We start from the raw sequence: 17,729 nt of genomic DNA, 5'->3' as shown, positions 1-17,729 counted from the left end.
CAGGGAGAGAAGGATATGCAGCCTTAATCGCGCAGCGCGTCAGGCGACGTCGGGAGAGGGGAAGGCGACGTTCCGTTCGCAACAAGTCCCTCCAGCCGCGCCAGCATCTCGGCACGCACCGCCACCCCCTCCCGCAACGCTTTCTCCCGCGCGGCGAAACGACGGTCGCCGGGCATCCGCTCCTGCCCCGCGGCCCGCAACGCTTCGACCAGTTGCTCGACCCGCGCCGCAAACCCCGCCGCCGATCCGCCGCGCGCCGGGTCGATCAATATCACACACTCGCCAGTACAGGGCGTCTGCGCGCCGGGATGCCCCGACCAATCGACCTCGTGCGAATAGAGCCCGCCGGTCAGAGCGGCGGCCATGATCTCGATCATCATCGCGATCGCCGCGCCCTTATGCCCGCCAAAGGGCAGCAGCGCGCCGCCATCCAGCACCGCGCGCGGATCGCGGGTCGGCCGCCCCGCCGCATCGACGCCCGCCCCTTCCGGCAGGTCATGCCCCTCGCGCGCGGCGATCTGCACATCGCCATGGGCCAGCACGCTCACCGCCTGGTCGAACACGATGATCTTGCCCCCGCCACGCGGCGCGGCGAAGGCCAGCGGATTGGTGCCATAAACGGGCTTTCCCGCGCCGGGCGGGACCACGACGGCCATGCTGTCCACCATCGCGATCGCAACCAGCCCCGCCTCCGCAAAGGGTTCGACATCGGGCCATAGTGCGGCGAAATGATGCGATCGCCGGATCGCGACGACGCAGGCGCCAGTCGCGCATGCCCTGTCCATCGCCAAGGGCGCGGCAACGGCCAGCGCAGGCTGGGCAAAGCCATTGGCGGCATCGACCCGCAGAAAGGATGCGCCGCCATCCTCCACCACCGGCTCGGCCCGCCCATCGACCCAGCCGCTGCGCAGCGTCGCAACATAACCCGGCATCCGGAATAGCCCATGGCTCATCGCCCCGTCCCGCTCCGCCCCGGCGCAGTTGCGGGCGAGTATATCCGCCACGCCGGGCGACGCGCCGTTGGCGATGAAGATACGGGTCAGCAGCGCCACCAGCGCGTCGAAATCCATATGGGTCATGGTCACCACCCTCCCCCGCTTTGCCCTGCGGCGCAACGGCCTGCGCGCGACAGGCCATACGTCCTTCGCCCCATTGCCGCCCCTTGGCCGCCGTCCAGACTGACGCCCATGGCCCATGATCCGATCGACCTCGAAGAACTCCGCCGCCTCTATGCCGGGGGTGGCGGGGCCGACATTCACGACCCCCATTTCCGCGAGGTGGCGGGACTGCAATTCAAGAGCGGCGACAAGCGCCGCTGGCCCTTCGCCCAGCCGTCCACGCTGCTGGACGCGCCCTATATCGCCGGCGGGCTGGCGCCGGAGACGCTCGACCGGCTGGACGTCGCGCTGGTCGGCGTGCCGATGGACCTAGGCGTCACCAACCGGCCGGGCGCACGCTATGGCCCGCGCGCGGTGCGGGCGATCGACCGCATCGGCCCCTATGAACATAAACTGCGCGTCGCGCCGATGAATGCGCTCAAGGTCGCGGACGTGGGCGATGTCGCGATGCAGAGCCGCTACGATCTGGCGCTCTGCCATGCGGACATCGAAGCATGTTACTCGATGATCGGCGCCACCCGCGCAATCCCGCTATCGGTCGGCGGCGACCATAGCATCACCGGGTCGATCATGAAGGGGCTGGCCGCCGCCAAAGGGCCGATGGGCATGGTTCATTTCGATGCCCATTGCGACACCGGCGGCATCTATGAAGGTTCCAAATTCCACCATGGCGCGCCCTTTCGCGAAGCCGTGCTGGCAGGCGTGCTGGACCCAAGGCGATCGATCCAGATCGGCATCCGGGGCGGCGCGGAATATCTGTGGGAGTTTTCCTACGCCAGCGGCATGACGGTCATCCATGCCGAAGACTGCGCAGCCATGGGCATGGACGCCGTCGTCGCGAAAGCGCTGGAGGTCGTCGGCGACGGGCCGACCTATGTGACCTTCGACGTCGACGGGCTGGACCCGGTCTATGCGCCGGGCACCGGGACACCCGAAATCGGCGGGTTGTCGACGCGCGAGGCGCTGCACCTGCTGCGCGGGCTGGCGGGGATCGACATCATCGGGGGCGACGTGGTGGAGGTCGCGCCCGAATATGATCCGACCACGGTGACGGCGCAGGCCGCTGCCCAGATGCTGTTCCAGTTGCTCTGCCTGGTGCAGTTGCGCCGATGAATGTTGCGGCGGAGCCAGCGCTGAAGCGCGGCGTCACCGGACCGGGCTATTTCGCGCTCGCCTTCGGCACGATCGTAGGGTCGGCCTGGATGGTGCTGATGGGCGAATGGGTCGCGCCCGCGGGACCGGGCGGCGCGGTGCTGGCCTTTCTGGGCATGACCCTGCTGATGGTGCCGGTCGCGGCCGCCTATGCCGAACTGGTCGCCCGCGTGCCGCGCGCAGGGGCGGAGTTCGTCTTCGTCGAAAAGGCGTTCGGACCATGGCCCGGCTTCGTCACCGGATGGTATCTGACGCTCTATTTCGTCGGTATCGCTGCGTTCGAGGGGCTGGCCCTGTCCTGGTTCCTGGAAAATCTGGCGCCGTCGCTGAGCGGGCAGGCCCCGCTCTATACGCTGCTCGGCCGGCCGATCACGGCGATGGACCTGATCGTCGGACTGGCGGGCGCGGTGGTGATGACCATCCTCAACGCATCGGGCGCGACGATCGCGGTGGGCTTCCAGAAGATCGTGACCTTCGCCTTCCTCACCGCGTCGGCCGTGCTGGTGCTGCTGGGCTTCGCGCAGGGCGATACGGGGAACTGGCACCCGCTGTTCGAATCGGCGCAGGATCGCAGCTTCGCCGGCGGCATGTTCGTGATGCTGGGCGTTGCGGGCATGTGGCTGTCGGGGTTCCAGACCGCCGCGTCGGCGGTGGAGGAACGCGCGCCCGGCACCAGTTTCCACACCGTCGCCCGCGCCATGATGGCGGCGGTGGCGGTCGCGGCTTTGTTCTACAGCCTCATCATCCTGGCGTCGGCATCGCTGGCGCCATGGCGCGACCTGACGTCGGGCGCGCTGCCGGTCGCTGCCGCCTTCGACCATGCGCTGGCGGGAGGGCTGGCCACCAAGGGGATCATCCTGGTCGCCATGGCGTCCCTGCTCAAGACGTGGAACGCGATGCACCTGTCCGCGACGCGCGTCATCCTGGCGCAGGCGCGGGCGGGGTTCCTGCCCGCCAGCCTCGCCCATATCGACGCGCGCACCGGCGCGCCGCGGCGGGCCGCGCTGCTGGTGGGGCTGTGGACCTGCCTTGGCGTGCTGGCAGGGCGCGGGGCGATCGGCCCGATCATCTCCATGGGGACGATGTGCACCACCGCCATCGCCGCGGTCGCGATGCTCGCGCTGATGCGGCTGCGCAGCCGCGACAAGGGCGCGACTCCGCCCGCTTTCGTGCTGGCAGGGGGCAGTCCGCTGCTGGTCGCGATCAGCATCGGCGCCGCCGTGGTGGCGAGCGCCGCCATCGCCACGCCGTTCGGCGTCAGCGACGGGATGCCGGTCGAAATCTGGCTGATGCTCGGCTGGCTGGCGCTGGGCGGCGGGATGGTGATGGCGCAGCGGCGGCTGATGGGCGCGCCGTCGGTGCAGCCGGCTTAAAGCAATATCAATTGCGCGACCGGCGCGAAGCTGCGGCGGTGCAGCGGGGTCGGCCCATGTTCGCGCAAGGCGGCGAGATGCCGGGCGCTGCCATAGCCCTTGTTCGTGTCCCAGCCATAATGGGGATGCTGCGCGGCGGCCTCCACCATCATCCGGTCGCGGCTTTCCTTGGCGATGATCGAGGCGGCCGCGATCGACAGGCATTTGGCGTCGCCCTCCACGATCGCTGTCGAGGCCCAGCGCCATGTCGGGCAGCGATTGCCGTCCACCAGCACATGCGCACAATCGTGCCCCAGCGCTTCCACCGCGCGGGTCATGGCCAGCATCGTCGCCCAGAGAATGTTGATCTGGTCGATCTCTTCCACGCTGGCGACACCGACGCCCCAGCAGAGTGCGCGCGCCTTGATCTCCACCTCCAGCGCTGCCCGGCGTTTGGCCGTCAATTGCTTGCTATCGTTGAGGCCGTCGGGGCAATCCTCCGCGCGCAGGATGACGGCGGCGGCGACCACCGGTCCCGCCAGCGGACCACGCCCCGCTTCGTCCACGCCGGCGACCAGGCCTGGATGATGGCGCATCTCGTGGCAAAAATCAGGCATGGTCGGAATAGCGCGCGGCCAAGGCCGCTGCGTCCCAGCCGGTCGGGTCGACCGCCGCCAACAGATGGTAGAAGGGCGTCAGACCCAGCGCATGGCCCATCGGACCATGGCCCTGCCCCAGCCCCGGCGCCGCGGCCAGAACCGCCGCGACGAAGGCTTCCGCCCGGTCGGCCGCGTCGGCCAGCGACAGGCCGCCGCCCAAGCCGGTCGCGATGGCGCTGGCCAAAGTGCAGCCGGTGCCATGGCTGTTGCGGGTTTCGATCCGCGCGACCGCATAGTCCGCGACCATATCCTCATCGATCAGCAGATCGTGGATCAACGGGCGATCGTCGTCGGCCTGCTGCGGCAGATGCCCGCCCTTGGCGAAGATGACCGCGCCGGTGCGATCGCGCAGCGCCTGTCCGGCCGCCTCCAGCGCCTCGACATCGCCGATCGTCCTGCCGGTCAGCGCTTCCAACTCCGGCACATTGGGGGTGATGACACTCGCCACGGCCATCAGCCTCTCGAAGGCGGCGATGGTTGCTGCATCCGCCAGCAACGACCCGCTGGTCGCGACCATGACCGGATCGAAAACGATAGGGACATCCTGCAATTGCGCCAGGCGATCCGCGACCGCTGCGGCAGTTTGCGCCGATCCGATCATGCCGATTTTCACCGCATCCACGCCGATGTCGCTGATACAGCTTTCGATCTGCGCCAGCACCATGGCGGTCGGCACTGGATGGACGCCTTGCACGCCCAGCGTGTTCTGCGCGGTGATGGCGGTGATGGCGGTCATGGCGTGGCCGCCCAGCATCGTCACGGTCTTGATATCCGCCTGGATACCCGCGCCGCCCCCGCTGTCGGAACCGGCGATGATGAGGATGCGCGCAGGCTTCATCCCTTGAAGTGCCGCTCCGTCGAGGCGGGATTGTTCGCCAGCGCCTTGCCCACACGGCTGGGCCGGTCCATCAGTTCGCCGCCGCAATTGGGGCAGCGATCGTCCAGCGCTTCGGCGCAGGGCGCGCAAAAGCTACATTCGAACGAACAGATGAACGCACCGGGTTCGTCGGCGGGCAGGTCCGTGCCGCAGCGTTCGCAATCGGGGCGCATCTCAAGCATCACGCCGCCGCCTTCTCGACCGCCGCGCAGATGCGCTCCACCACATCCTTGACCTGATCCGCCTTGTCGCCTTCGGCCATGACGCGGATCACCGGTTCGGTGCCGGACGGGCGGATGACGAGGCGGCCGGTGCCGTCCAGTTCCGCTTCCGCCTGCGCGATCACGCGCTTGACGTCGTCATGCTCCAGCGGCTTGCCACCGGAGAAGCGGACATTCTTGAGCAGTTGCGGGACGGGATCGAACTGGTGCAGCGTCTCGCTGGCGGGCTTGCCCGAACGCACCAAGGCCGCCAGCACCTGCAACGCCGCGACCGTGCCGTCGCCGGTGGTGGCGTAATCGGACAGGATCATGTGACCGGACTGTTCGCCGCCCAGATTGAAGCCGCCCTCGCGCATCCGTTCCAGCACATAGCGGTCGCCGACCTTGGTACGCTCCAACGCGATGCCCCTGGCCGCCAGGAAGCGTTCGAGGCCAAGATTGGACATGACGGTCGCGACCAGGCCGCCACCGCGCAATGTGCCCTCCTGTGCGAAATTGGCGGCGATCAGCGCCATGATCTGGTCGCCATCGACGATCTGGCCCTGTTCGTCCACGACGATCAGCCGATCGGCGTCGCCGTCCAGCGCGATACCGACGTCCGCGCCGGACGACACCACGGTTTCCTGCAACAGCAAAGGCGCGGTCGATCCGCAGCCGTCGTTGATGTTGGTGCCGTTGGGCGTCACCCCGATCGCCACGACCGTCGCGCCCAGTTCCCACAGCGCCGACGGCGCGACCTGATAGGCGGCGCCATTGGCGCAATCGACCACGATCTTGAGCCCGTCGAGGCGCAGGTCGGCGGGAAAGCTGGACTTGACCGCATGGATGTAGCGGCCGCGCGCATCCTCGACCCGGCGGGCGCGGCCGATATCCTTGGATGCGGCGAGCGGGATCTCCTGCCCGATCAGCGCCTCGATCTTCAGCTCATCCTCGTCCGACAGCTTATAGCCGTCCGGCCCGAACAATTTAATCCCATTGTCGAAATAGGGATTGTGGCTGGCCGAGATCATGACGCCCAGGTCCGCGCGCATCGAATGGGCGAGCAGCGCGACCGCAGGCGTCGGGATCGGCCCGAACTGGACCACGTCCATGCCCACGGCGGTAAAGCCCGCGACCAGCGCATTTTCCACCATATAACCCGACAGGCGGGTATCCTTGCCGATCACTACGCGATGGCGATGGCTGCCGCGCAGGAAATGGGTGCCGGCGGCCATGCCGACCTTCATCGCCAGTTCCGCCGTCATCGGCCATTGGTTGGTGCGGCCGCGGATGCCGTCGGTGCCGAAATATTGCCTGCTCATGCCCCTTCTTTGCACCCATCGGGGCCGCCCGATCAACCCGCCGCGATCGCATGAGCAATCTTTAATCGACTTTCCCGCGATCCGGCGGCATCCGGGGGCGATGGAAAATTTCAACGCCTTCATCGACGGCCTCTCCGCCGCCGTCTTTTTCAAGGTGCCGCTCTTTGGCGCGCAGATCGAACTGATCGTGCTCTATCTGGCGCTGCCGATGCTGTTCTTCACGCTCTGGCTGGGCTTTCCCAACATCCGGCAGGTCGGGCGCGCGATCCATATCCTGCGCACGCAGCCGCAGGAAGGCGAGGCGAAGGGCGATGTCAGCCAGTGGGCGGCGCTCTCCACCGCTTTATCGGGCACGATTGGCCTGGGCAATATCGCCGGCGTTGCGGTGGCGCTGACCATGGGCGGTCCGGGCGCGATCTTGTGGATGTTCATCATCGGCTGGTTCGCGATGACGGTGAAAATGGCGGAGGTCACGCTGGGCCTCAAATATCGTGAGTTCGACGCGCAGGGCCATGTCCATGGCGGGCCGATGTATGTGCTCCAAGCCGTGGGCGCGGCGCGCGGCTGGCCCAAGGTCGGGCTGGCGCTGGGCGGCGCCTACGCCTTTTTCGCGCTGTTCGGGGCGATCCCGATGGTGCAGGTCAACCAGAGCTTCGCGCAGGTGAAGGTCGTCACCGGCCTGACCAACGGCTGGGCCTATGGCGTGTTCCTGGCCGGCGCGGTGGCGCTGGTGACGCTGGGCGGCGCGGCCTGGCTGGGCGAGGTGGCGAAGCGACTGACCCCGCTCAAGGTCAGCGTCTATCTGCTGGGCGTCGTGGCGATCCTGATCCTGCATCTTGGCGAGATACCCGCCGCGCTGGCGCTGATCTGGAATGGCGCATGGAGCGGACAGGCCGCGACCGGCGGCGCGGTCGGCGCTTTCGTCGCCGGGATGCGGCGCGCTGTCTTCGCCAGCGAGGCGGGCGTGGGGTCCGCCGTCATGGCGCACAGCCTGGCGCGGACCCAGCATCCGGTATCGGAAGGGCTGGTCGCGCTGCTGGAGCCGCTGCTCGGCACGATGATCGTGTGCGCGCTGGGCGGCCTGGCGCTGGTGGTCGCGGGAACGTGGAATACGGGGCTGGAAGGGATCGCGATCACATCGGCCGCCTTCGCCCAGGTGTCGCCCTGGTTCCCCTGGCTGCTGGCGGTCGTCGTGTTCCTGTTCGCCTATTCGACACTGGTCGCCTGGGGCTTTTATGGCTTGCAGGCCTGGGGCTATCTGTTCGGCAACGGGCCGCGGGCGCAATGGACCTACAAGATCCTCTATGTCGTCGCCCTGCCCCCCGCCGCCGCGATCGACCTGGGCCGCGTGGTCGGCATCGTCGACAGCAGCTTTTTCCTGATGGCCATCCCCAACGTCATCGCGCTCTATCTATGCGCCGGGGAATTGCGCCGGGATGTGAAAGCCTATCTGTCAAGGGACGCCGATAGCTAACATGACCCCATCTACGAAAAAGGCCCCGCGCCTTTCGGAGCGGGGCCTTTTTTCAACGGCCGGCGATCAAATCTTGTCGCCAAGCGCGCCCTTGACCGAACCGGCCACATCCTGCGCCGTGCCCTTGGCCTTCTGCGCCTTGCCTTCGGCTTCCAGACGCTCATTGTCCGTCGCCTTGCCCACGCTTTCCTTGACGGCGCCAGCCGCCTTGTTGCCAGCGGCCTTCAGCTTGTCGGTTGCTTCGCCCATGTCGTTACTCCTTCAGGGTGGTTGCAAGTTTCAACGATGCACCGCACAAAGGGTTGCCGACGATACGCAGGCGAAACGAAGCTTTTACAAAGGCTTTTCGTAAATCTGATAGATTTTGTTGACGGTGCTGTTGATCGCCTCGGCGATGCCGTTCATGCCCTGATTGTCGTCCAGCACCCAGCCGATCTCGCCCCGCGTCGATCCATAATCGGCAATCGCCTGACGACGGATGGTTTCGATCATCATGAAGGCGAGCTGGCCCGCCATGCGCGAGCTTTGCAGCCGCTGCACCACGCCCATCAGCGGCACCCGCATGGTGCGCGCCTGAGGCTTGCGCAGCCAGCGCAGCAGCTTGATCCAGCCAAACGGGAAAAGCGCGCCATTGAGCGACTTGGTCGCTTCGTTGAGGTCCGGCAGCGTCATCATGAACGCGACCGGCTCGCCGTCCAGTTCGGCGACCATGATCAGGTCTTCGAACACGATCGGCTTCAATTTCTTGCCGGTATGCGCGATTTCCGCGTCCGTGATCGGCACGAAGCCCCAGTTGTTGCCCCAGGCGTCGTTCAGGATCGCCAGGATGATCGCGGCTTCGGCGTCGAATTTCGACTTGTCGACCCGGCGGATGCGGATGCGGTCGTTATTTTCGCCCGATTTGATGATACGCTGGATCAGCGGCGGAAAATCGCGCGTGATGTCCAGTTCATAGGTTTTGAGCTGCTTGACCGGGACGTAGCCCGCCCCCTCGATCATCGCCTGATAGGCCGGGCTGTTATGGCCCATCATCACCGTGGGGGGATGGTCATGCCCCGCGATCAACAGGCCCGGCTCTTCCCAGATCGACAGCGAAATCGGCCCCAGTACGCGGGTCATGCCCTTTGCGCGTAGCCAATCTTCCGCCGTGGCGATCAATGCCTTGCCGGTCCCCGCGTCCTCCGCTTCGAACAGGCCGAAATTGCCGGTGCCCGGTCCCATCCCCTGTGCGACCGGCTGTTCCAGCGCGAGATGATCGATATGGGCGGAAATGCGGCCGACCACCGTCCCGCCGCGGCGGGCGAGAAAATATTGCGCCTCGGCATGGCCGAAAAAGGGATTCTTCCCCGGCGTCAGCAATTCCTTCACCTCCGCCTTCAATGGCGGCACCCAGTTGGGATCATTGGCATAGAGCCGCCAGGGCAGGTCGATAAAGGCCTTAAAGTCGGCCTTGCCGGAAACGGGAGTAATAACCAGATCAGTGTGCGCCACGGGTGCCGCCTTGAACAAAAAAGAAGTGCGGTGCAGTTCGCCCCTTGTTTGCGCAATGTCAATCATGCGGGGGAAATGGGCGCGTACCGCAAGCGAATATGTCATGGTGCTGCCATGATCTCAGCGCATTTGGAGGCTAGGACCGCCCGCATGACTGTGCATGATCCCATATTGGCCGCCGCCCAGCGCGCGCGCGCCGCCATCCCCGACGACACGGCGATGCTCCGCGCCGCGGCCGAATTGACGCGCGACTATGCGGTCGCCAATCCGCGCATATACTGGCCCGACCTGCTGGCGTCCGCGCTGCTGGGCTGGGGCGCGCTGGCCGGCGCGATTCTGGCGGAGAATGTGGCCGTGGCGATCGCCTGCGCGTTCGTTGCCATGCTGGCGCTCTACCGCGCGGCCAGCTTCATCCATGAGCTGACCCACATCCGCAAGGGCGCGCTGCCCGGCTTTCGCCTGGGCTGGAACCTGATCGTCGGCATTCCGCTGATGATCCCCTCCTTCATGTATGAAGGGGTCCATACCCAGCATCATGCCCGCACCCGCTATGGCACGGCCGAAGACCCGGAATATCTGCCGCTGGCGCTGATGAAGCCCTGGTCGCTGCCGCTGTTCATCCTCGTCGCCTCGCTGGCGCCGGTGGGCCTGATCCTGCGCTTCGGCGTGCTGACGCCGCTATCGCTGCTGATCCCGCCGCTGCGCGCCAAGGTGGTGGCGGAACTGTCGGCCCTGTCGATCAATCCCGCCTATCGTCGCCGTGCGCCCGAAGGCGATTTCGCCCGCATGTGGATGTGGCAGGAAGCGGGCGCTTCCCTCTTCGCGCTGGCGCTGGTCGGCAGCGTCTTCGCCTTCGGCTGGAAGCCGCTGCTCGTCTATATGGCGATCCATTCGGCCATGACCGTCATCAACCAGTTGCGCACGCTGGTCGCGCATCTGTGGGAGAATGAGGGCGAGCCGATGACGGTGACGGCGCAATATCTCGATTCGGTCAACGTGCCCCCGCCCGGCACGCTGCCCGCGCTCTGGGCACCGGTGGGCCTGCGCTATCATGCGCTGCACCATCTGTTGCCCAGCGTCCCCTATCATGCGCTGGGCAAGGCGCATGCCCGGCTGATCGCCACGCTGGACGGGGAATCGCCCTATCATCGCGGCAATTATCCGGGGATGCTGCCGCTGGTCGGCAAGATCGCGCGCAGCACGATGGCGGCGCGCTGAGGCGGATCGATTAATTTCCGTTGCCTGTTGAAACCTGATTTGGCGCGGCCTATATCGGGGTCGTTCCGGTCTCTTTCCCCTCCCCCTATGAGGATCGGAACGCCCCCTCTGGAGGCCCCGCGCGACGTCCCTTGGTCGCCGGGGCCTTTTTATCTGGCCGCCGGTTCCCGCCTCGCGGCCATTACTCTTCAGTCCTGAACAACACGGTTTCGCCGACCAGCAGGAACAGGAAGAAGGGCGCCCAGGCGGCGAGCACCGGCGGATAGGCGCCCAGACTCCCCATCGCGAGCGAGAAATTGTCGGCGACGAAATAGGCGAAGCCCAGCGCCATACCCAGCACCGCCCGCATGAAGAGTTGACCCGACCGGGCGAGGCCGAAAGCGGCGACCGACCCCAGGATCGGCATCAGCAGCGCGGACAGCGGGCCCGACAGCTTGTGCCACAGGCTGCCCTCCAGCTCCGCGGTCGGACGGCCAGCGTCGTGCAGATCGGATATCGCGGCCTGCAATTCGCGGAAAGTCAGGGCGTCGGGATCGACCTTCGCCAGGGTGAACTGGTCCGGCCGGATGTCGCGGCCGAAACGGACGGTGCCGACATTGCGGACGGTGCCGCGCGCCACATCGAACTGGCGCGCGCCTTCGAGCAGCCAGCTCTTGCTGGCGGCGTCATAATGGCCTTTGGGCGCCTGGACGATGGTCGTCAGACTATTATTGATGCGATTGTAGATCTGGACCTTGCGTAACTGGACTTCGGTGCCGCGCCCCGCCACGATCGCCGCGTTGACCAGGTTGTTGCCGTCGCGCACCCAGGGATTGCTCTTTACGCCGCTGTCGGGCGGAATCGGGCCATAGTCGACCGCCTGCCAGGCGCTGAGCGCCGCGGTCGAGCGGGCGACGATCCGTTCGTTGAAGGCGAAGCTGATGACCGATACGCCCAGCGCCGTCGCGATCAGCGGCGCCAATATCTGATGCGCGGACAGGCCCGCCGCCTTCATCGAGATGATTTCGCTATTCTGGTTGAGCGTCGCCAGCATCACCAGCGTGCCGAGCAGAACCGAAAACGGCAGGAAGCGTGCAACGATCTGCGGCGCGCGCAGACCGACATAATGCCACAATTCGGGGTCGCCATTGCCGGGATAGGACAATATGTCGCCCGAATTGCCGAGCAGGTCGAGCGTCTGGAGGACGACCACCAGCAACATCAGCACGGCGAAGGTGCGGGTCAGGAACAGGCGCGCCATATACCAACTGATCTGGCGCGACGGGAAGAAGTTTAGCTGCATGGGTCAGGCCGCTCCTTGCGCAGCAGGACGTCGCCGCCCGAAGCGCAGCAGTCGCACGATGTGCTTGCCAAGCTTGGAGAAGGCGACTTCGAGTGCGCCGATCGGCTGGCCGCCGGGTCGATTGGCGATCACATGATACATCCACAACACCAGGCCGGAGGCGAGCAGGAACGGCCCCCATAGCGCGATGATAGGATCGACCTTCCCCAGCGCGCCGATGCCTTCGCCATATTGGTTCACCTTGTGATAGGTCACGATGAACACGATCGAGAGGAATACGCCCAGCGCCGAGGTCGATCGCTTGGGCGGGATGGCGAAGGCCAGCGCCGCGAGCGGCAGCAGGAACATGAACACCACCTCCACCATGCGGAAATGAAAATTGGCGCGCACTTCATCCTTTAATTTTTCCGGCGTCGCGGGATTTTTTCCGATCACCATCAGTTCTGGAATCGTCTTTTCCCGATCGACATCGCGGCCGCGGAAATTCTCGATCTGCGGCAGGTCGATCGGCAGGTCATGGCTGGAGAAGGAGAGGATGCGCGGCGTCTTATATTTGGGCGCGTCGTTCACCAACACGCCGTTGCGCAGGCGGAAGATGATGACATCAGGATCGTCAGTGGCGAGGAAGGTGCCCTGCGCCGCCGTGACCGCGACCGATTGGCCGTCGCGACTGACTGCGCGGACGAAGATGCCCTGGAGATTGCGGCCTTCGTCCAGGCTGCGCTCGATCCGCAGGGTCATGCGCTTGCCCAGATTGGTGAATTCGCCGACCTTGATCGAGGCGCCCAGCGCACCGGAGCGCAGCTCGAATCGCAGCGCTTCATAGGCGTGGCGCGACAAAGGCTGGACGAAACCGACGATGCCGAAATTAAGCAGGGCCAGCGCAATGGCATACATATAAGGGACGCGGAGCAGCCGGCCGTAGGAAAGGCCGACCGCGCGCATCACGTCCAGTTCCGATGACAAAGCGAGCTTGCGGAAGGCGAGCAGGATGCCGAGCATCAGGCCGATCGGGATGCCGAGCGAGAGATATTCGGGCAGCATATTGGCGAGCATCCGCCACACGACGCTGACCGGGCCCCCTTCCGCCGCGACGAAATCGAACAGGCTGAGCATCTTGTCGAGCACCAGCAGCATCGCGGCGATCACCAGCGTGCCCAGCATGGGCACCGCGATCAGGCGGGCGAGATAACGGTCGGTGGCGGTCAGCATTCTCTAAGTCGTCGTCCCATCACCATGTTTTGGCCGCAAACCCATCTCATATGCGAGTCAGGTAGAAAAGCGGGGCGAACAGGGGTTTGTCCGCCGGTCGATATCGGCGGCTATAGCTTCCAGGAGTCTGATGGTCATGGTAAAAGTTGCAATGGGTCTGATGTCGGTCGCAGCGCTGGTCGCGGCGATACCGGCCATGGCCCATGGCGAGGAAATCGCTAACGATCTGGGGCGGTGCGAGAGCAGCGCCAAGGGACCGGCCGTGCTGGTCGATGTGCGCGGTTTCGCGGCCCCCACCGGCAAGGTGCGCGTCCAGTCCTATCCCGCCACCAAAGCCGCTTGGCTGACGAAGGGCGAGTGGCTGAACCGTATCGATACGGCGGTGCGGCCGGCCAATGGCGCGATGCGCTTTTGCGTGCCGGTGCCCAAGACGGGCGAATATGGCATCGCCGTGCGGCATGACCGCGACGGCAATGGCAAGACGGACATTTCGCGCGATGGCGGTGGATTTTCCAACAATCCATCGATCAGCATCTTCAACCTGGGGAAACCGGGCGTGGAGAAGGCGGCCTTCCATGTTGGACCGGGCGTGACGAAAATCACGATCAACCTCAAATATATGTGATCCAAAGCCATGGTCTGCGTCGCGCTCCTGTCCAATCCCAAGTCCACGGGCAACCGGCAGACCCTTCCGCTGGTGCGCAGCTATTGCGCCAGCAACCCCGATATCTTCCATTATGAGGTGGAGCAGGTCGATCAGATCGGCCGGGCGTTCCAGACGATCGCCCGCGTCGATCCGGTCGTCATCGTCATCAATGGCGGCGACGGGACGGTGCAGGCCTCGCTGACCGAACTCTATCAGGGCGAACATTTCAAAGGCCGGGTGCCGCCGATCGCGGTGCTGCCCAATGGCAAGACCAACCTGATCGCGCTGGACCTGGGCATCCATGGCGACCCGATCAAAGCGCTGGAGCGGATCGTGGCGATCGCCAAGGCGGGCGTGGACGATCATGTCGTCGCGCGCGAACTGATCGCCCTGTCCGATGGCGCGGTCGGCAGCCGCCCGGTGCTGGGCATGTTCCTGGGCGGCGCGGGGCTGGCCGATTACATGCTCTATTGCCGCAACCAAATCTATCCGCTGGGCCTATCCAACGGGTTAAGCCATGTCATCACCGCCCTTGCGGTGGTGTTTTCGCTGCTTTTCGGCATCCGCGCCAAATTCCTGCCGCCTTCGGGCAATCCGGTGCGGATATCGCTGATTCGCGACGGCCAGTTGGTCGGCCGTTTTGCGGTGCTGATCGTGACCACGTTGGAACGGCTTTTGCTGGGCGTGGACCCCGGCGACAGCCGAAGCGGCAATATGAAGCTGATGGCGGTGGACCAGAATCTCCCCGCTCTGCTGCGCCTGGTCTGGGGCAGCCTGTTCAAACGGGTGGGCAAGCACAAGATGCAGGGCATCCATCTGGAACAGGGCGACACGATCCGTATCGAAGGCGATCGCAGCAGCGTGATCCTGGACGGCGAGTTGTTCGAGGCGTCGGAAGGCAAGCCGATCGTGCTGCGGTCGACCCAGCCCGTGCCGTTTTTGCGGCTGGCGGCGTAGGTTCTATAAAGTCCACATCCGTTCGCCCAACCGTGCCCGAACGGTTCGACAGGCCTACAGGAACGCCGGCGCCGCCAGCGCGCGGGCGTGGTCGCGGATGCCCGATGGCCAGTCCTGAGACAGCGAATTGAACAGGTGTTCGTCCTTTGCATAGAGCGCCCGGATCGCCGCTTCATAGCCGGGCCGGTCGCCCGCCATCGCCGTCATGAAATGATAGGCCGCATCCATGGCCGCACGCGGGCCGGGCTTGTCCGCATCGGCCTTGCGCGCCGCTTCCACCAGTCGCCGGACCGTGGCGGATGCGCCGCCTGACTGGGTGGCGAGCCAGTCCCAATGGCGCGGTAATAATGTGATCTCACGCGGTTGCACCCCCAGTTTCGGGCGCCCCCTGCCCCGCGGCGCGACCGTTGGTCCAGCACGCAGGTCGATATCGACCTGTCGGCCAGTGGCGTCGTCGAACAGCAGGACGGACTGGTGGTCGTTGCCCATGGCGCGCAGCGCCTCGCGCACTTCCCCGTCGTCGCCGGTCGCGATCCACAGATCGCCTGCAAAAGCCGTCAATGTCCGTTCCATGCCGAATCCCCTTCGACATGATCATTATTACCCGGCATTAATTGCGTCAATATAATCCGGGTATAATTATGCCGGAAGCAGTTCCACCCAGGTCGGGGCATGGTCGCTGGCCTTTTCCCGGCCGCGAAATTCCTTGTCGACCTGCGCATCGACCAGGCGGTCGGCGGCGGTGGGGCTGAGCAGCAGATGGTCGATGCGGAAGCCCGCGTCGCGCGGCCAGCTGTTCGCCTGATAGTCCCAGAAGGTCCACACGCCGCCTGCGGGATGGCGGGCGAGAAGCGCGTCGGTCCAGCCGTCGCCGAGCAGACGGCGATAGGCCTCGCGGCTTTCAGGTTGCATCAGCGCATCGTCCTGCATCGCCTTGACCGAAAACGTGTCCACATCGCGCGGGATGACATTATAGTCGCCAGCCAGGATGGCGGGGATTTCCTCCGCCCAGATTTCGGTCGCACGGTCGCGCAGGCGCTTCATCCAGCGCAGCTTGTAATCGAATTTGGGACCGGGCTGCGGATTGCCGTTGGGCAGGTAGATGGACGCGACGCGCACGCCCTTCACATCGGCTTCCAGATAGCGGCTATGCTCGTCCTCTGGCTCCCCCTCCAGCCCGCGGCGCACCTCGATCGGGGTTTCGCCGCGCGCCAGGATGGCGACGCCGTTGAAGCCCTTCTGCCCGTGCCAGATCACGCCATAGCCGGCCTCCTCGATATCCTTGACCGGGAAGGTTTCGTCGCTGGTCTTGATTTCCTGAAGACAGGCGATGTCGGGCTGCGTTTCGTCCAGCCATTCCAGCAGGCGGGGCAGGCGCGCCTTGATGCCGTTGATGTTGAAGGTGGCGATGCGCATGGCTGGCAATCCGTTTCGAATCTTATCTCACTGACCCGCCCATAGCATGAAATAGGCGCTCGCGAAGGCGGGAGCCCAGTCTCAACCGCCGAACCGGGCTCCCGCCTTCGCGAGAGCCCGTCAATGAGAAAATCAGACCGAGAAGCTGGTCCCGCAACCGCAGCCGGCGGTCGCGTTGGGATTGGTCACTTTGAAGGCTGCGCCACCCAGGTCGGACACGAAATCGACGGCCGAGCCGCGAACCAGGTCCAGGCTGACATCATCGACCACCAGCGTCACGCCGTCGCGCTCGACCGACAGGTCGTCCACCTCGACGCCTTCGGCCAAGCCAAAGCGATATTGGAAGCCGGAACATCCCCCGCCCTCCACGGCCAGCCGCAAAATCGCGGGCTTGCCCTGCTTTGCGGCGATCGCAGCGACACGCGCGGCAGCGGAAGGGGTAAGATCAATGTCGGCCATGCTGCCTAGATAGGGTCAAGCAAAAGGCCCGGCAACCCATAGGGCGCCGGGCCTTGTACGAATGTCGGCAAAACGGACCTTAGTCTGCGGCCTGTTCCTGCGCCTTGGTCGGGCCGCCCATCGCGAGCGGCGGCTTGGTGTTCATCGCGACCAGATAGTCGGGGCCGGCGACGAAGGGCAGCGGGTTGATCGCGGCACCATCGACGCGGACTTCATAATGGAGGTGGCTGCCGGTCGAGCGGCCGGTCGAACCCATCAGGCCGATGATCTGGCCGCGTTTCACATAGCTATTTTCGGCGACCAGCAGCTTCGACATATGGCCGTAGCGCGTTTCCATGCCGCTGCCGTGCGAAATCTGGACCAGGTTGCCGTAGCCGCTGGCCCAGCCGGCGCGGCTGATGATGCCGTCGGCCGTCGCGTGGATCGGCGTGCCGATCGGGCCGGGAATATCGATGCCCTTGTGCATCCGGGCGGCGCGGTTGAACGGGTCGGACCGCACGCCGAAATTTGAGGTCAGGATCAGCTTTTCGACGGGGCGACCCGACGGGATATAGGCCGCGGTCTTGGCATTGCCATCAAGGCGCTGCAGGCTGGAGAAGAGGTTGGAGAAGCCGACGTCGGACGGGCCGAGCGCGCTGGTGTTGATTTCCGAAGCGTCGCCATAGGGGTCGTCGCTTTCGGTAGCTTGGACCGGGGCGGTCGCGCAGAGCGCGCCGACGATCCCGATGCTGGCCCCGATATTGGCAAAAATTGTCTTAACCTTGCTCGTTTGGAACCAACGCGAACCGCGAGCATTTACATTGTGAAGAACCGACATGCAGACCCCGACTATGTCACCGGAGGCTTATGCCCCTCGGCGCTTCCCGTGTTTAATTTATTGGCGACCTGGATCGC

Annotated in this window: 19 protein-coding genes; 6 read left to right on the top strand and 13 right to left on the bottom strand. The window is 65.4% G+C overall.

What is annotated here, in order from left to right:
* Positions 1 to 23: 23 nt before the first annotated feature.
* Positions 24 to 1,079, bottom strand: coding sequence for an Ldh family oxidoreductase (locus V473_RS03950; RefSeq protein ID WP_066600854.1), 1,056 nt, complete (start codon positions 1,077 to 1,079; stop codon positions 24 to 26).
* A 108-nt stretch (positions 1,080 to 1,187) separates the two neighbouring features.
* Here V473_RS03950 and speB point away from each other — a divergent pair, with 108 nt between their 5' ends.
* Together speB and V473_RS03940 are read left to right on the top strand one after the other, a co-directional pair.
* Positions 1,188 to 2,231 carry an agmatinase gene (gene speB, locus V473_RS03945; RefSeq protein ID WP_066600852.1) on the top strand — a complete coding sequence of 348 codons (1,044 nt, stop codon included), beginning with the start codon at positions 1,188 to 1,190 and terminating at the stop codon, positions 2,229 to 2,231.
* The gene (locus V473_RS03940; RefSeq protein ID WP_066600850.1) at positions 2,228 to 3,643 is read left to right on the top strand and encodes an APC family permease; all 1,416 of its coding nucleotides are present in this window, start codon (positions 2,228 to 2,230) and stop codon (positions 3,641 to 3,643) included. Before speB ends, V473_RS03940 begins: the two co-directional genes overlap by 4 nt.
* Here the strand turns inward: V473_RS03940 and V473_RS03935 are convergent.
* The 4 genes from V473_RS03935 to glmM are packed head-to-tail and all read right to left on the bottom strand — an operon-like array spanning position 3,640 to position 6,680.
* Positions 3,640 to 4,239 (bottom strand): ribonuclease HII, encoded by a 600-nt coding sequence (locus V473_RS03935; protein WP_066600849.1) that lies wholly within the window; start codon positions 4,237 to 4,239, stop codon positions 3,640 to 3,642. The genes V473_RS03940 and V473_RS03935 overlap by 4 nt on opposite strands.
* Positions 4,232 to 5,119 carry a bifunctional hydroxymethylpyrimidine kinase/phosphomethylpyrimidine kinase gene (gene thiD, locus V473_RS03930; RefSeq protein ID WP_066600847.1) on the bottom strand — a complete coding sequence of 296 codons (888 nt, stop codon included), beginning with the start codon at positions 5,117 to 5,119 and terminating at the stop codon, positions 4,232 to 4,234. Before thiD ends, V473_RS03935 begins: the two co-directional genes overlap by 8 nt.
* On the bottom strand, positions 5,116 to 5,340 hold the full coding sequence (locus V473_RS03925) for a DUF1272 domain-containing protein (RefSeq protein WP_066600844.1): 225 nt from the start codon (positions 5,338 to 5,340) through the stop codon (positions 5,116 to 5,118). The genes thiD and V473_RS03925 overlap by 4 nt, the downstream gene beginning before the upstream one ends.
* Complete coding sequence (gene glmM, locus V473_RS03920; protein WP_066600842.1) at positions 5,340 to 6,680, bottom strand: phosphoglucosamine mutase; 1,341 nt, start codon at positions 6,678 to 6,680, stop codon at positions 5,340 to 5,342. The genes V473_RS03925 and glmM overlap by 1 nt, the downstream gene beginning before the upstream one ends.
* 100 nt (positions 6,681 to 6,780) lie before the next feature.
* Here glmM and V473_RS03915 point away from each other — a divergent pair, with 100 nt between their 5' ends.
* Positions 6,781 to 8,154: an alanine/glycine:cation symporter family protein gene (locus tag V473_RS03915; RefSeq protein WP_066600841.1), complete on the top strand. Its 1,374-nt coding sequence runs from the start codon at positions 6,781 to 6,783 to the stop codon at positions 8,152 to 8,154.
* A gap of 66 nt (positions 8,155 to 8,220) precedes the next feature.
* On the opposite strand, the gene V473_RS03910 is transcribed toward V473_RS03915, so the two are convergent.
* Together V473_RS03910 and V473_RS03905 are read right to left on the bottom strand one after the other, a co-directional pair.
* On the bottom strand, positions 8,221 to 8,403 hold the full coding sequence (locus tag V473_RS03910; protein ID WP_066600840.1) for a CsbD family protein: 183 nt from the start codon (positions 8,401 to 8,403) through the stop codon (positions 8,221 to 8,223).
* An 84-nt stretch (positions 8,404 to 8,487) separates the two neighbouring features.
* Positions 8,488 to 9,645 (bottom strand): hypothetical protein, encoded by a 1,158-nt coding sequence (locus V473_RS03905; RefSeq protein ID WP_066604985.1) that lies wholly within the window; start codon positions 9,643 to 9,645, stop codon positions 8,488 to 8,490.
* A gap of 150 nt (positions 9,646 to 9,795) precedes the next feature.
* Here V473_RS03905 and V473_RS03900 point away from each other — a divergent pair, with 150 nt between their 5' ends.
* Positions 9,796 to 10,863: a fatty acid desaturase family protein gene (locus tag V473_RS03900; protein ID WP_066600838.1), complete on the top strand. Its 1,068-nt coding sequence runs from the start codon at positions 9,796 to 9,798 to the stop codon at positions 10,861 to 10,863.
* A 181-nt stretch (positions 10,864 to 11,044) separates the two neighbouring features.
* On the opposite strand, the gene lptG is transcribed toward V473_RS03900, so the two are convergent.
* A complete protein-coding gene (lptG, locus tag V473_RS03895; protein WP_066600837.1) occupies positions 11,045 to 12,145 on the bottom strand; it encodes an LPS export ABC transporter permease LptG in 1,101 nt (366 codons plus the stop codon).
* 3 nt (positions 12,146 to 12,148) lie between these two features.
* The gene (lptF, locus tag V473_RS03890; protein WP_066600835.1) at positions 12,149 to 13,357 is read right to left on the bottom strand and encodes an LPS export ABC transporter permease LptF; all 1,209 of its coding nucleotides are present in this window, start codon (positions 13,355 to 13,357) and stop codon (positions 12,149 to 12,151) included.
* 130 nt (positions 13,358 to 13,487) lie between these two features.
* On the opposite strand from lptF, the gene V473_RS03885 reads away from it, so the two are divergent.
* Positions 13,488 to 13,982, top strand: coding sequence for a DUF2141 domain-containing protein (locus V473_RS03885; RefSeq protein WP_066600833.1), 495 nt, complete (start codon positions 13,488 to 13,490; stop codon positions 13,980 to 13,982).
* A 9-nt stretch (positions 13,983 to 13,991) separates the two neighbouring features.
* The gene (locus tag V473_RS03880; protein ID WP_066600832.1) at positions 13,992 to 14,960 is read left to right on the top strand and encodes a diacylglycerol/lipid kinase family protein; all 969 of its coding nucleotides are present in this window, start codon (positions 13,992 to 13,994) and stop codon (positions 14,958 to 14,960) included.
* A 54-nt stretch (positions 14,961 to 15,014) separates the two neighbouring features.
* On the opposite strand, the gene V473_RS03875 is transcribed toward V473_RS03880, so the two are convergent.
* The 4 genes from V473_RS03875 to V473_RS03860 all read right to left on the bottom strand — a co-directional run bounded on the left by V473_RS03875 (position 15,015) and on the right by V473_RS03860 (position 17,652).
* Complete coding sequence (locus V473_RS03875; protein ID WP_066600830.1) at positions 15,015 to 15,533, bottom strand: DUF2239 family protein; 519 nt, start codon at positions 15,531 to 15,533, stop codon at positions 15,015 to 15,017.
* Between the two features lie 66 nt (positions 15,534 to 15,599).
* A complete protein-coding gene (gene xth, locus V473_RS03870; protein ID WP_066600828.1) occupies positions 15,600 to 16,376 on the bottom strand; it encodes an exodeoxyribonuclease III in 777 nt (258 codons plus the stop codon).
* 132 nt (positions 16,377 to 16,508) lie between these two features.
* Positions 16,509 to 16,835, bottom strand: coding sequence for an iron-sulfur cluster insertion protein ErpA (erpA, locus tag V473_RS03865; RefSeq protein WP_066600826.1), 327 nt, complete (start codon positions 16,833 to 16,835; stop codon positions 16,509 to 16,511).
* 79 nt (positions 16,836 to 16,914) lie between these two features.
* Entirely contained in the window at positions 16,915 to 17,652 is a 738-nt protein-coding gene (locus V473_RS03860; RefSeq protein ID WP_082678969.1) for a M23 family metallopeptidase, read from the bottom strand.
* Between the last annotated feature and the right edge of the window lie 77 nt (positions 17,653 to 17,729).

Origin of the sequence: Sphingobium cupriresistens LL01 (assembly GCF_001046645.1) — a bacterium.
Classification (GTDB): Bacteria; Pseudomonadota; Alphaproteobacteria; order Sphingomonadales; family Sphingomonadaceae; genus Sphingobium; species Sphingobium cupriresistens.
This window is presented reverse-complemented; position numbering and strand designations above follow the sequence as displayed.

Coding starts and splice junctions, on each gene's coding strand:
- V473_RS03875 (WP_066600830.1), bottom strand. CDS start 15,533: ATGGAACGGACATTGACGGCTTTTGCAGGCGATCTGTGGATCGCGACC.
- V473_RS03915 (WP_066600841.1), top strand. CDS start 6,781: ATGGAAAATTTCAACGCCTTCATCGACGGCCTCTCCGCCGCCGTCTTT.
- V473_RS03935 (WP_066600849.1), bottom strand. CDS start 4,239: ATGCCTGATTTTTGCCACGAGATGCGCCATCATCCAGGCCTGGTCGCC.
- lptF (WP_066600835.1), bottom strand. CDS start 13,357: ATGCTGACCGCCACCGACCGTTATCTCGCCCGCCTGATCGCGGTGCCC.
- xth (WP_066600828.1), bottom strand. CDS start 16,376: ATGCGCATCGCCACCTTCAACATCAACGGCATCAAGGCGCGCCTGCCC.
- erpA (WP_066600826.1), bottom strand. CDS start 16,835: ATGGCCGACATTGATCTTACCCCTTCCGCTGCCGCGCGTGTCGCTGCG.
- speB (WP_066600852.1), top strand. CDS start 1,188: ATGGCCCATGATCCGATCGACCTCGAAGAACTCCGCCGCCTCTATGCC.
- V473_RS03940 (WP_066600850.1), top strand. CDS start 2,228: ATGAATGTTGCGGCGGAGCCAGCGCTGAAGCGCGGCGTCACCGGACCG.
- V473_RS03860 (WP_082678969.1), bottom strand. CDS start 17,652: ATGTCGGTTCTTCACAATGTAAATGCTCGCGGTTCGCGTTGGTTCCAA.
- lptG (WP_066600837.1), bottom strand. CDS start 12,145: ATGCAGCTAAACTTCTTCCCGTCGCGCCAGATCAGTTGGTATATGGCG.
- V473_RS03885 (WP_066600833.1), top strand. CDS start 13,488: ATGGTCATGGTAAAAGTTGCAATGGGTCTGATGTCGGTCGCAGCGCTG.
- thiD (WP_066600847.1), bottom strand. CDS start 5,119: ATGAAGCCTGCGCGCATCCTCATCATCGCCGGTTCCGACAGCGGGGGC.
- V473_RS03950 (WP_066600854.1), bottom strand. CDS start 1,079: ATGACCCATATGGATTTCGACGCGCTGGTGGCGCTGCTGACCCGTATC.
- V473_RS03880 (WP_066600832.1), top strand. CDS start 13,992: ATGGTCTGCGTCGCGCTCCTGTCCAATCCCAAGTCCACGGGCAACCGG.
- V473_RS03900 (WP_066600838.1), top strand. CDS start 9,796: ATGACTGTGCATGATCCCATATTGGCCGCCGCCCAGCGCGCGCGCGCC.
- V473_RS03925 (WP_066600844.1), bottom strand. CDS start 5,340: ATGCTTGAGATGCGCCCCGATTGCGAACGCTGCGGCACGGACCTGCCC.
- V473_RS03910 (WP_066600840.1), bottom strand. CDS start 8,403: ATGGGCGAAGCAACCGACAAGCTGAAGGCCGCTGGCAACAAGGCGGCT.
- glmM (WP_066600842.1), bottom strand. CDS start 6,680: ATGAGCAGGCAATATTTCGGCACCGACGGCATCCGCGGCCGCACCAAC.